The sequence below is a fragment of the Mesorhizobium sp. M7A.F.Ca.AU.002.02.1.1 genome, assembly GCF_003998535.1.
GTDB classification, from domain to species: Bacteria; Pseudomonadota; Alphaproteobacteria; order Rhizobiales; family Rhizobiaceae; genus Mesorhizobium; species Mesorhizobium ciceri.
Genome location: NZ_RZPB01000110.1, coordinates 1 through 11,978, shown reverse-complemented (window position 1 = coordinate 11,978; position 11,978 = coordinate 1). Strand labels below are relative to the sequence as shown.

Annotated in this window: 11 protein-coding genes and 1 pseudogene; 7 read left to right on the top strand and 5 right to left on the bottom strand. The window is 63.6% G+C overall.

Going from position 1 to position 11,978, the window contains the following annotated elements; translation table 11 throughout:
* Positions 1-449 (top strand): annotated as a pseudogene (locus EN879_RS09825) (purine-nucleoside phosphorylase); the annotation flags it as partial.
* Positions 449-1,768, top strand: coding sequence for a thymidine phosphorylase (gene deoA, locus EN879_RS09820; protein WP_063168989.1), 1,320 nt, complete (start codon positions 449-451; stop codon positions 1,766-1,768). The pseudogene EN879_RS09825 and the gene deoA, both read left to right, overlap by 1 nt.
* A gap of 86 nt (positions 1,769-1,854) precedes the next feature.
* Here deoA and EN879_RS09815 read toward each other — a convergent pair whose 3' ends face one another.
* The 3 genes from EN879_RS09815 to EN879_RS09800 all read right to left on the bottom strand — a co-directional run bounded on the left by EN879_RS09815 (position 1,855) and on the right by EN879_RS09800 (position 4,393).
* Entirely contained in the window at positions 1,855-2,418 is a 564-nt protein-coding gene (locus tag EN879_RS09815) for a TIGR02281 family clan AA aspartic protease (RefSeq protein ID WP_024502797.1), read from the bottom strand.
* Positions 2,419-2,642: 224 nt separating this feature from the next.
* Complete coding sequence (gene upp / locus EN879_RS09805) at positions 2,643-3,272, bottom strand: uracil phosphoribosyltransferase (protein WP_013529626.1); 630 nt, start codon at positions 3,270-3,272, stop codon at positions 2,643-2,645.
* Between the two features lie 146 nt (positions 3,273-3,418).
* Positions 3,419-4,393, bottom strand: coding sequence for an adenosine deaminase (locus EN879_RS09800; RefSeq protein WP_063168990.1), 975 nt, complete (start codon positions 4,391-4,393; stop codon positions 3,419-3,421).
* A gap of 134 nt (positions 4,394-4,527) precedes the next feature.
* On the opposite strand from EN879_RS09800, the gene ubiE reads away from it, so the two are divergent.
* The 5 genes from ubiE (at position 4,528) to coaBC (ending at position 8,942) form a co-directional block, all read left to right on the top strand.
* On the top strand, positions 4,528-5,304 hold the full coding sequence (gene ubiE / locus EN879_RS09795; RefSeq protein WP_063168991.1) for a bifunctional demethylmenaquinone methyltransferase/2-methoxy-6-polyprenyl-1,4-benzoquinol methylase UbiE: 777 nt from the start codon (positions 4,528-4,530) through the stop codon (positions 5,302-5,304).
* A 70-nt stretch (positions 5,305-5,374) separates the two neighbouring features.
* Positions 5,375-6,949, top strand: a complete 1,575-nt coding sequence (gene ubiB / locus EN879_RS09790) for a 2-polyprenylphenol 6-hydroxylase (RefSeq protein WP_063168992.1) — start codon at positions 5,375-5,377, stop codon at positions 6,947-6,949.
* Positions 6,950-7,030: 81 nt separating this feature from the next.
* A complete protein-coding gene (locus EN879_RS09785; RefSeq protein ID WP_013529622.1) occupies positions 7,031-7,288 on the top strand; it encodes a plasmid stability protein in 258 nt (85 codons plus the stop codon).
* Positions 7,289-7,290: 2 nt separating this feature from the next.
* Positions 7,291-7,713 (top strand): type II toxin-antitoxin system VapC family toxin, encoded by a 423-nt coding sequence (locus EN879_RS09780; RefSeq protein ID WP_024502801.1) that lies wholly within the window; start codon positions 7,291-7,293, stop codon positions 7,711-7,713.
* Positions 7,710-8,942 (top strand): bifunctional phosphopantothenoylcysteine decarboxylase/phosphopantothenate--cysteine ligase CoaBC, encoded by a 1,233-nt coding sequence (coaBC, locus tag EN879_RS09775; protein WP_127274030.1) that lies wholly within the window; start codon positions 7,710-7,712, stop codon positions 8,940-8,942. The genes EN879_RS09780 and coaBC overlap by 4 nt, the downstream gene beginning before the upstream one ends.
* Before the next feature lie 85 nt (positions 8,943-9,027).
* Here the strand turns inward: coaBC and EN879_RS09770 are convergent, their stop codons facing one another.
* Both EN879_RS09770 and EN879_RS09765 read right to left on the bottom strand, forming a co-directional pair.
* On the bottom strand, positions 9,028-9,606 hold the full coding sequence (locus EN879_RS09770) for an invasion associated locus B family protein (protein WP_063168994.1): 579 nt from the start codon (positions 9,604-9,606) through the stop codon (positions 9,028-9,030).
* A 35-nt stretch (positions 9,607-9,641) separates the two neighbouring features.
* Positions 9,642-11,978 (bottom strand): autotransporter outer membrane beta-barrel domain-containing protein (locus EN879_RS09765; RefSeq protein ID WP_164774362.1); only part of this gene is annotated, 2,337 nt, incomplete at its 5' end.

Genomic DNA, 11,978 nt, shown 5'->3' with positions numbered 1-11,978 from the left:
CGGTGATGCTGATATCGGACCACATCAATTTCTCGGGCACCAACCCGCTGATCGGCGAACCAAGCGACCGGCGTTTCGTCGGCCTGACCGAAGCCTATGATGCCGGCATCCGCCAGGCCATCGAGCGGGCGGCAAAAGCGACCGGCACCACCCTGCACAAGGGCGTCTATATGTGGTTCTCCGGCCCATGCTTCGAAACGCCGGCCGAAATCCGCATGGCGCGCATCATGGGCGCCAATGCGGTCGGCATGTCGACCGTACCGGAGGTCATTCTCGCCCGCTTCCTCGGACTGCGCGTCGCCGCCTGTTCGGTCATCACCAATCTGGCGGCCGGCATGACCGGGGCCGAGCTTTCGCACCAGGAGACCAAGGACATGGCGCCGGTCGGCGGCGCGCGGCTGGCGACGATCCTGCAGCGCGTGTTCCGCGACGGACTGCTGGAGATCTGATGCTTCCCCAGGAAATCATCCGCCGCAAGCGCGATGGCCTGAGGCTGTCGGAGGACGAGATCGCCGGCTTCGTCGCGGGCGTGACGTCAGGCGCCGTTACCGACGGCCAGGCCGGCGCCTTCGCCATGGCGGTGTTCTTCAACGGCATGAACCGCGACGAGGCCGTGGCGCTGACGCTGGCGATGCGCGATTCCGGCGATGTGCTCGACTGGTCGGACCTGCCTGGCCCGGTCACCGACAAGCATTCGACCGGCGGCGTCGGTGACAATGTCTCGCTGATGCTGGCGCCGATCGTCGCCGCCTGCGGCGCCTATGTGCCGATGATCTCGGGCCGTGGCCTTGGCCACACCGGCGGTACGCTGGACAAGATGGATGCCATCCCGGGCTACATCAGCCAGCCCGATGTCGCGCTGTTTCGCAAGGCGGTGCTCGAAACAGGCTGTGCCATCATCGGCCAGACCGCCGACCTCGCGCCCGCCGATCGACGACTCTATGCGATCCGCGACGTCTCCGGCACGGTCGAATCGGTGCCGCTGATCACCGCTTCGATCCTGTCGAAGAAGCTGGCGGCCGGGCTGCAATCGCTGGTGCTCGACGTCAAGGTCGGCAACGGCGCCTTCATGGAAAAATCGCGCGACGCCACCGCACTCGCCAACAGCCTGGTTGAGATCGCCAACGGCGCCGGACTGAAGGCCTCGGCGTTGATCACCGGCATGAACGAGCCGCTGGCGTCGGCCGCCGGCAACGCAGTCGAGGTGCGCAACGCCGTCGATTTCCTCACCGGCCGGTATCGTGACCGTCGGCTCGAAGATGTGACGCTGGCGCTGGCCGCCGAAATGCTGCAGTCGGCCGGGCTGGTGTCGTCCAACCAGGATGGCATGCGGCGCGCCACCGAGACGCTCGCCAGCGGCCGCGCCGCCGCCACTTTCGCACGCATGGTGGCCGCGCTTGGCGGCCCCGCCGATTTCATCGAGAAACCGGAAAAATATCTGCCTGCGGCGGCGATCGAACTTGCCGTCAAGGCGACCGCAAATGGCTTCGTCACCGGCATCGCCACCCGCGATATCGGGCTCGCAGTGGTCGGCCTGGGAGGTGGACGCACGCGGCCGGACGACCAGATCGACCCTGCGGTCGGCATCACCAGACTATTGCCGGTCGGTGCGGAGGTTGGGATCGGCGAGCCGCTGGCGCTGATCCATGCCCGCTCATCGGCCGATGCCGAGGCCGCCGCGGCAACCGTGCTTTCGGCCTATATGGTCGGTGCCTCGAAGCCGCCCGCCGACAAGTCGGTCATCCGGCGGATTCTGCCGCGCGGCTAGAGCAATTCCAGGAAAAGTGTGAAACGGTTCTCCCTGGGAAAAAGCGCATAGCGCTTTCCCTTGGGAATTTGGGAAAACGAATAGCCTTACTGGACGAGCAGCAGCGTGCCGTTCTCGACCTGGTATTTGTCGAGCCGGTTGAGGAAGCTCATGCCGATCAGATTGGTGCGCAGCGCCCTGTCGTCGAGCACGATGGTCTGGACGTCATTGACGGTGATGCTGCCGATCTGCAGGCGGTCGATCATGGCCACAGCCGCCTTGATGGTGCCGTTGGCGGTGTTGACCTCGCGGTTGAAGTCGGAAGCGTTCAGCGACAGGCCGATCCTGCGTGCCGTCGAAATGTTGATGGCGACCAATGTAGCGCCGGTGTCGATCATGCCGTCGACCTGACGTCCGTTGAGCTTGAAGGGTGACGAGAAATGCCCGCGTTCGTCTGCCGCGACGAGGACCTTGCGGCCCATCGGCAGCGGTGCCGCGGGCTTGTTGGGCACCGATGCCAGATTGACGTTCGGCTGGGCTTCGACCGCTTGTTTGCCCGGCACCGCCGACCTCAGCAGGTTTTCGACGAGTTGCGGATTCGACTGATACACAATCGGTATCGATGCCGATGTACCGGCGAAAACGGCGAGGATCAGAAGTTTGCGCAGCATGGATCGGCCTCGCCGCATGACCCCGAAAATCGGGAACGATTTTCGGAAAGGCTCATGCACAAAATCAAAGTGCTACAGCGTCCTTTGCGCGTCCGAAACGGACGCGCGGCGCTGTAGTGACAGCCGATCGTTAAGCCCGGATGGTGTTTGCCGCTTTAACGCGCGCCAAAACCGCGCCTTTTCGTAAATATTTGGTAAATCGTACCAGGCGACTTGGTCTGATATTACTTGGTCCCGTACATGCGGTCGCCGGCGTCGCCGAGGCCGGGCATGATGTAGCCCTTCTCGTTGAGCTGGCGGTCGATCGAAGCGGTGAAGACGGGAACGTCCGGATGCGCCTTGATGAAGCGCTCGATGCCTTCGGGCGCCGCCAGCAGGCAAAGGAAACGGATGTTGGTGGCGCCGCGCTCTTTCAGCTTGTCGATCGCCGCGATCGCCGAATTGGCGGTGGCCAGCATCGGATCGACGACGATCACCAGCCGGTCGGCGAGGTCGCTCGGCGCCTTGAAGAAATATTCGACCGCCTCCAGCGTTTCGTGATCGCGGTAGAGACCGACATGGGCGACGCGCGCCGCCGGCACCAGGTCGAGCAGGCCTTCCAGCAAGCCGTTGCCGGCGCGCAGCACCGAGGCAAAGACCAGTTTCTTGCCCTCGAGCGTCGGCGCTTCCATCGTTTCCATCGGCGTTTCGATGGTCGTCGTCGTCAGTTCGAGATTGCGGGTGACCTCGTAGCCGAGCAGCAGCGAGATTTCGCGCAGCAGCCGGCGGAAGCCCGCCGTCGAGGTTTCCTTCTTGCGCATGATGGTCAGCTTGTGCTGGACAAGCGGGTGGTCGACGACGGTGACGCCCTGCATGGTGTTCTCCTGATGCCTGCGCCCGAAAATGCGCGCATCGCCCTTTCGGACGCGCCGCGCTTCAAGCTGCCTGGGCGAACCCTAGCGGCAATGCGCCGGCCAAGGAACCGCTTGGCCCGCACCGACCACAGCTTTGTCGGCGGAAATCAGCGTGCCGCGCTGTTCAACCGGGCAAGAAGTGCCGTCTTTGTCTTTCTATCGACGAAAGCGGCCTCGATGGCCGTTCTGGTGACGGCGGTCAGCGCCTTGTCGTTCATCGAGAAATGCTCGGCAGCGATATCGTATTCACGCTTGAGCGAGGTCCAGAAATAGGGCGGATCGTCGGAATTGAGCGTCACCTTGCAGCCTGCCGCCTGCAGGGCCGGAAACGGATGATCGGCGAAACTGTCGAACACCTTGAGCGCGATGTTGGAACCGGGGCAGCATTCCAGCACGATACCCTCGTCGGCGATGCGCCGGACGAGGTCCGGGTTCTCGATGGCGCGCACGCCATGGCCGATGCGGGACGGGCGGATGTGATCCAGCGCCGCCTGGACGGTCTCCCAGCCCGTCAGTTCGCCGGCATGGATGGTGATGCCGAGCCCGGCTTCGCGAGCGATCTCGAAAGCCCTGACATAGTCCTCCATATCACCGATCCGCTCATCGCCGGCAACGCCGAAACCGGTGACCAGCGGATGCCCGCAGCGCGCCGCGAAGCGCGCCGCCTGCTCGATCGACTCGACGCCGACATGGCGCACGCCGGTGACGATCATGCGGCCCTCGATGCCGGTCTTGGCCTTGGCGCGGGCCATGCCTTCGCCGAGCGCGTCGGTATAGGCCTTGGGCGACAGGCCGGCTTTTTTAGCGTGGTCCGGCGAGGTGAACACCTCGGAATAGATGGCGCCGTCGCGGGCAAGGCTGGTCAGATAGTGGTCGGCCAGCCGCGCATAGTCCTCCTCGGTCCGGAACAGATCGGCGGAAAAATCATAAGCCGCCAGGAAGGAGGTGAAATCGTGCCAGACGAAGGAACCGTTCTGGATATAGGGCGAGGTGTCCTTGCCGTATTTCTGCGCCTGGCGGATGACGAGTTCGGGCGCCGCTGCCCCTTCGATGTGGCAGTGCAGTTCCGCTTTCAAAGGCATTCAATCATCCCGTCGGTCCGTCCAGGTCTCGAAAACCCGCCACCTGGAAGCGCGGCTGAACACCGCGCCTTAAACAATAGCGCCCGCACCATCGATCGGCTATGGTCCCGCCGGTTTTATGACGGATCAAAAAAATGTCAGTTGAGAGAACCACGGCCGCGGGCGGCATGGAAACCTCCTATGGTTTCAAGCGTGTAGGGGCTGGCGACAAGCAGTCCCTGGTCAACGATGTTTTCCACAAGGTCGCCAACCGCTACGACCTGATGAACGATCTGATGTCGGCCGGCCTGCACCGGCTGTGGAAGGACGCCATGGTCACCTGGCTCAATCCGCCTAAACGGGCGGGCTGGAAGGTGCTCGACGTTGCCGGAGGCACCGGCGACATTGCCTTTCGCATCGTCGATGCCAGCCACGGCAATGCCCATGCCACCGTGCTCGACATCAATGGCTCGATGCTGGCTGTCGGCCGCGACCGGGCCGAAAAGAAGGGCCTGTCCGGCAACACCGATTTCGTCGAGGCCAATGCCGAGGAACTGCCCTTCCCTGATGCCACATTCGATGCCTATACCATCGCTTTCGGCATCCGCAACGTACCGCGCATCGAGGTGGCCTTGGGCGAAGCGTTTCGCGTGCTGAAGCCCGGTGGGCGCTTCCTGTGCCTGGAATTTTCCGAGGTCGAGATGCCGCTGCTCGACAAGGCCTATGAAGCCTGGTCGTTCAACGCCATTCCAAAGATCGGCAAGATGGTCACCGGCGACGGCGAGCCCTATTCCTATCTGGTCGAATCGATCGCCAGGTTTCCCAACCAGCAGAATTTCGCGACGATGATTTCCCGCGCCGGCTTCCACCGCGTTTCCTTCCGCAACTATTCCGGCGGTATTGCAGCACTTCATTCGGGCTGGAAGCTTTGAGGCCGGACCGCATTTCTCACAATCGACGCGTGCTATGCCGGTTCAAAGAGCCGGCAGGGTTGGCGCTGCCATGAGCAATGTCAGTGCAGGATTCCGGCTCGTAAGGGCCGGCTGGGTGCTGGTCCGCGAGGGTGTCGTCGCCGCTCTGCCGGGTGAGGAACTGTCCGGCCTGCCGAAGTTCGGCTGGCGGATGGCACGGCTGTTCACGCGCCGCCGCGCGCTGGCCTATGAGCGCAGCGACCGGCTGGCCAAGGCGGTCGTCCGGCTCGGCCCCTCCTATGTAAAGCTCGGCCAGTTCCTGGCGACGCGGCCCGACGTCGTCGGCAACGACATGGCGCTCGATCTCGCCATGTTGCAGGACAAGATGCACACCTTTCCGAAGGCCGAAGCCATAGCGGCCATCGAAGCCTCGCTCGGGCGCAAAGTCGGCGATCTCTACGCTCAATTCGGCGATCCGGTCGCCGCCGCCTCCATCGCCCAGGTCCATGCCGCCGATGCCATGCATGACGGCGTTGCCACCAAGGTGGCGGTCAAGGTGATCCGGCCCGGCGTGCGCCGCCGCTTCTTCCAGGATCTTGAAAGCTATTTCCTTGCCGCTCGCCTGCAGGAGAAATACATCCCCTCGTCCCGCCGGCTGCGGCCGGTCGAGGTCACCCAGACGCTGGCTCAGACCACCAAGATCGAGATGGATCTTCGCCTCGAGGCGGCGGCCCTCTCGGAGCTCGGTGAAAGCACCAGGCACGACCCCGGCTTTCGCGTGCCGTCCGTCGACTGGGAGCGTACCGGCCGCGACGTGTTGACCATGGAGTGGGTCGACGGCGTCAAGATGAACGACATTGCCGGACTGGTCGCGGCGGGCCACGATCTGAAAACCATCGCCACAAACCTGATCCAGTCGTTCCTGCGCCACACGCTGCGCGACGGATTTTTCCACGCCGACATGCATCCGGGCAATTTGTTCGTCGAGGCGAACGGCACCATCGTTGCCGTCGATCTCGGCATTGCCGGCCGGCTCGGCAAGAAGGAGCGCCGCTTCCTCGCCGAAATCCTCTACGGCTTCATCACGCGCGACTATCTGCGCGTCGCTGAGGTCCATTTCGAGGCCGGCTATGTGCCGCGCCAGCACAATGTCGCGGCCTTCGCGCAGGCGATCCGGGCGATCGGCGAGCCGATCCATGGCCAGCCGGCCGAGACCATCTCGATGGCCAAGCTTCTGACGCTGCTGTTCGAGGTTACCGAGCTCTTCGACATGGCGACGCGGCCCGAACTGATCCTGCTGCAGAAGACCATGGTGGTGGTGGAGGGCGTGGCGCGCACGCTCGACCCGGCCTTCAACATGTGGAAGACTGCCGAGCCGGTGGTCGGCGACTGGATATCAGGCAATCTTGGGCCGCGTGGCATGATGATGGATGCGCGCGATGGCGCCAAGGCGCTGCTGACGCTGGCCCGCCAGGTGCCCGAGCTTGCGGCGCGCACTGACCGGCTGTCGCGCGAGATCGACCTGATGGCCGAGCACGGCCTGCGCTTCGACGAGACCACCGCCCACGCCATCGGCAAGGCCGAGGCGCGCTACAGCCGTTCCGGCCGCTGGGCACTCTGGGTGATTGCCGTGACGCTGGTCTATATCGCCTGGAAGATGATCTGAGTTCTCGGTGACAGCAGTGCCGGCATTGCTATCATTGAAAGCAACGCTTTCATGGACTAGGTTGAGGTAAGGAGCAAAAACATGAGCACACTTACCATCCGCAATCTCGACACCAACGTGAAGCAGAAACTGCGTGAGCGAGCTGCCGTGAGGGGAGTCTCAATGGAAGAGGAAGCGCGTAGCGTTCTTGCCAAGAGTGTTCTTTCGGACGGTGTGGACCAAGACCCTCGGGGAGAGTCACTCTATGCCGCGATTCGTAGGCTGGTTGAGCCCCATGGCGGTTTCGATGTCGAGTTGCCGGAGCGCGGCCCTACGCGCGAGCCACTGAAATTTGACTAACCATGTTCGTGCTGGATACGAATGTTATCTCGGAAACCTTCAAACCACGGCCGGATGCAGGGGTGGCTACCTGGATGGATAGCTCGCTCGCGACCCGCTCATATGTCACGGCGATGACCAAGGCAGAGCTGCTCGTTGGGCTTGCGAACATGCCGGACGGAACGCGTAAGGCTGCACTGGGTAGTGTCATCGGGGCCTTTTTCACCAAATGGCTCAAGACCCCAGTGCTCGCGTTCGGTGACCGCGAAGCCGAAGCATACGCGGAGATTGTTTCGAACAGACGATTTCTGGGACGTCCTATACGCGAATTTGACGCACAGATCGCCTCGGTTGCTCGCTCGCGGGGCTTTGCGGTGGTGACTAGAAACGTTGCTGACTTTTCCGATTGCGGTATCAGCATAGTCAATCCTTGGGAGGGTGCATGAGCCTCTCCGGCAAGCGCATCCTGCTCATCATCGGCGGCGGCATCGCCGCCTACAAAGCGCTGGATCTGATCCGCCGGCTGCGCGAGCGCGGGGCCGCGGTTCGGGTGGTCATGACATCGGCCGCGCAGGAATTCGTCACCACGCTGTCGGTCGGCGCGCTCTCCGCCGACCATGTTTTCACCGAGCTGTTCGACCGCAATGACGAACACGATGTCGGCCATATCAGGCTGTCGCGCGAGGCCGATCTGCTGGTGGTGGCGCCCGCCACCGCCGACCTGATGGCGAAGCTCGCAAACGGCCACGCCAACGATCTGGCCTCCACCGTGCTTGTCGCCACCGACAAGCCGGTGCTGATGGCGCCGGCCATGGACCCCAGAATGTGGGCGCATCCGGCCCCCCGCCGCAACCGCGCGACGCTGCAGAAGGACGGCGTCACCTTCGTCGGTCCGGCCAGGGGCGAGATGGCCGAAAGCAATGAGGCGGGCGAAGGCCGCATGGCCGAGCCGCTGGAGATCGTTGCTGCGGTCGAGGCGCTGCTCGATGTCGGCCCCAGGCCGCTGTCGGCGCGCAAGATCATCGTCACCTCCGGCCCGACCCATGAGCCGATCGACCCGGTGCGCTACATCGCCAACCGCTCGTCCGGCAAGCAGGGCCATGCCATCGCGGCAGCACTGGCCAGGCTCGGCGCCGATGTGCGCCTCGTCTCCGGCCCTGTCGGCATCGCCGATCCCCCCGGAGTGAAGACCATTCACGTCGAGCGTGCGCAGGAGATGCGCGACGCGGTGGAACGGCTCTTGCCCGCAGATGCGGCGGTGTTCGTCGCCGCCGTGGCCGACTGGCGCACCGAGAACTCGGCCGGTGAGAAGATCAAGAAGGTCGCGGGCGAAGGGCCGCCGGTGCTGCGCATGGTCGAGAATCCCGACATTCTCGCCGGCGTCGGCCATCACAGCCAGCGACCCGGCCTGGTTATCGGCTTCGCCGCCGAGACACAGGATCTCCTGCGCAACGCCGAGGCCAAGCTCAAGAAGAAAGGCGCCGATCTCATCGTTGCCAACGACGTGTCGCAGGGAAGCGGCGTCGGCTCTTCGGGCGTGATGGGCGGCGATCGCAACCGGGTGCGGATCGTGTCAAAGGCCGGTGTCGAGGAATGGCCGGAGATGAGCAAGGACGAAGTGGCGGCTCGGCTTGCCGCCCTGATCGCCGAACGGCTTAAAACAATCGTCGTTTGACTGAAAAATGTTCTGCTGCAGTGACGCACCGCCCTGCCGCGAGACTGCGTTCAGGCGGCGCGCGCTTTAAGTCCTGCGGCTCACATCAATTGGTCAAAAGCTCCGCGGTTCGGGCAAGTGCGCCGGCGAAGCCGTTGAGCGGAATGGAAAAGCTCACCGCTTGTCCGGTGTCTGCCGCGAAAGCGTCGATCTTCAGCGTGGTGCCTGATTTCAGCAGCGGCGTGACAGTCGCATCGAACATCACCGGCACCAGACAGCCGACGACCTGGCAGGTGTTGAACGCCAGGCTGCCGTCCAGCTTCTGATCGTCGATGGTCAGGCTCACCCCCTTGGCCAGCGCCAGGCCGAACGGCAGCGCAAGCGTTCCCGTGGCATCCTCGCCGGTCTTGCTCGACAGCTCGATCGCCAGCAGGCGCTGATTGTTTTGCTTGTTGAATTGCTGATGCGACAGGCTGCAGGTTTTGGTCGCGCCTGATATCTGGCAATTGACCGTCCAGTCGCCGTGGGTTTCGGACAGTGCCGACGCGCCACCGGGCAACTGCGGCGCATCGGCGGCAGCCGGTGCCGCGACCGCCTTGTCGCTCTTGGTTTGCGCCGCCGCGGCCGGCACACCGACGGTGCAGGCAACACCCAGCATCGCCACGAAATACGCGAACTTCCTCATCAAGACCCCTCCCGCCCGGCTCCGCCTCGGGCCAGCTAGAAGCTGACCTTGAGAGACGCGCTGATCGCGTTCTGTTTAACCGTTTCGCCGAAGGCGCCATTATATCTGACGGACATGCCGACGCCATTGACGCCATTCAGTTCAAGGCCGGCGCCGACCCGATAGAGCGGCGAATCGACGGCCTCCGTCAAGTGCAATGCGGGGTTGCCAGGCAGATTCTCCGCCGCCGCGAAGCGACCTTCGATTTCCCACTCCTTGTTGGAAAACTCCGCCCCGGCCTTGCCGTAGACGCGAAGGCTGGCAATGTCGCTGAGCGCGATGTCGGTGCCGATCTCGATTGCAGGGGTTGCAGAATAGTAGGTGTTGGCCGAGCCATCGAAGTTGAAGGCGGCGACCGAACCCTCCTCCGTGCCTGAGACACGCAGCCAGCGCGCGTCGAACTGCACTGTCGGCTGCAGATAGAAGGCGCCCATCTCCCGGGTGAAACCCAACCGCGCCGAGCCGCCGAACATCGCGGTCTTCTGTGTGTAGGTGACGCTGCTGCCGATGCCAGGCAGCATTACCTCGTCGAGATAATCACCCGCCAACGTTTCGCCCGGAATGTAGAATGCCGGGTCGATATGGGTGTCGCGTTCGCCCTTGAACGAGCCCGTGCCGCCACCGAGTGCAAAGTCCACGAAGTAATTCTTGTTGGTATATTTGGCCAGCGCATAGGCCTGCCAGGCCTCACCGGTGGTCTCCGACAGCAGGTCTCCATTGAAGCCGATCTTGGAATCGAACTCTGTGCGGCCGATCGTGGCACCAAGCGACCAGTTCTGGCCGATCTCGCCAATGCCGCCAAGCGACATCGTCTTCAGGACGTCGTCGCGGCTTGTAGTGCCAGCGCCCGCGTCGCGGCTGTACTCGGCCTGCGGGCTGATCGTTGCCCAGACGCAGCGGCCGTCGGGATTCTTGTAGGCAGGCACGCCAGTACACTCACGCGCCGCTTCCAGCATCATGTCGGCTTCGCGGTTGATCATGTTGAACGTATGCACGGCATAATGCGGTGTGAGCCGGGTCAATGCTGCACCCAGTTCCTCTTCATTGGGCAGGAAGCGCAGCATGTTGATCAGCCTGGCCATCGGGTTGTCCGGGGTCGATGCTGCCTCGACATCGTCAAGGTACTGCGCCATCTGGAACACGCCGGGATCGGTGGTGCCGGACCCCGGATCCTGCGCCAGTTCCAGGAATGTCGGGTTGTCGGCGTAAAGAACGAGATCGGTGCCGCCATCCACCCGGAACTGGAAGTTGAAGCCCACTGCCGGATGCAAGGTCTTCGCTGCTATGCCGGAGTCGGTCATCCCCGAGCCATTGGCGACCACATATTCTGTGAACAGCTTATCGATCGACAGGAAATTCAGCGGCGCTTCGCCGTTGAAGTCACCGGCCGCCGTTAGTGCCAGGGCATCCGTGATCTGGTTGTTGAGATCCACATCGGTGACGAAATCGCCGGAGAGGTTTTGTTTGAAGCCGCCGCCGACATCCACCTTCGCCACCACGCCGATGCCCTGGTTGGTATAGAGCCCGTCATTGGTGAACAGCCCGCCGCCGAGATCGATGGTTTTCAGTCCGACCATCGAGGCATCGGCAAAATTGTGGAAGCTGTTGTCGCCGCCGCCGAGATCGATGTTGCCGATGACGCGTCCCAGCGTGTCGCCCAGCCGCGAATTGTCGACATGGTCATCACCCGACGTGCCGGTAATGGCCAGCGGACTGAAATCGTCGAGCAGCGATTCCAGGATCGCATTGGTCGGCACGACGGGACCGGGCGCCAACAGGAAGGTCTGGAATGCCTGGATATCCGCTGCCTGGATCTCGAATGTCGGCGTCGCTCCCATTGCGTAGAGCAGGCTGTGGTTGGTCAGCGCGTTGTTGGCGCCGCCGACGAGCATGGCGGCAACGCCGGTTCCGGCACCGCCAATCGTGTAATGACCGTTGAGATTGATGGTGATGTTGCCTTTCGCGCCGTTGGCTGTGCTTTCGCCGTAGGCGGCCACGGAACCAGCACCCTGCGCGAACAGGCTGTCGCCCGCGGTCAGCGTAACCGCGTGCGCGTCGCCGATGCCGGTCGCGCTCTGTCCGAACATGGCATACGAGCTCGCACCCTTGACCCAGACCTGGCTCATGGCCGTCGCCGTCGCCGCCGCGGCATCGCCGATGCCACCGCCGGAACCGGCAGCGCCGGCGGAGAGCGTGCCGGCCAGGCCGCCGCCGCCGCCCACCGCCTGGGCCACGATGCCGTGCGCCCGCTCGCCATCGGTGACGATCTCGCCGTCCTGCTGGATGGTCACCGTGCCGCCATTGCCCTTGGCACCCGCAAATGTGTTGAAGCC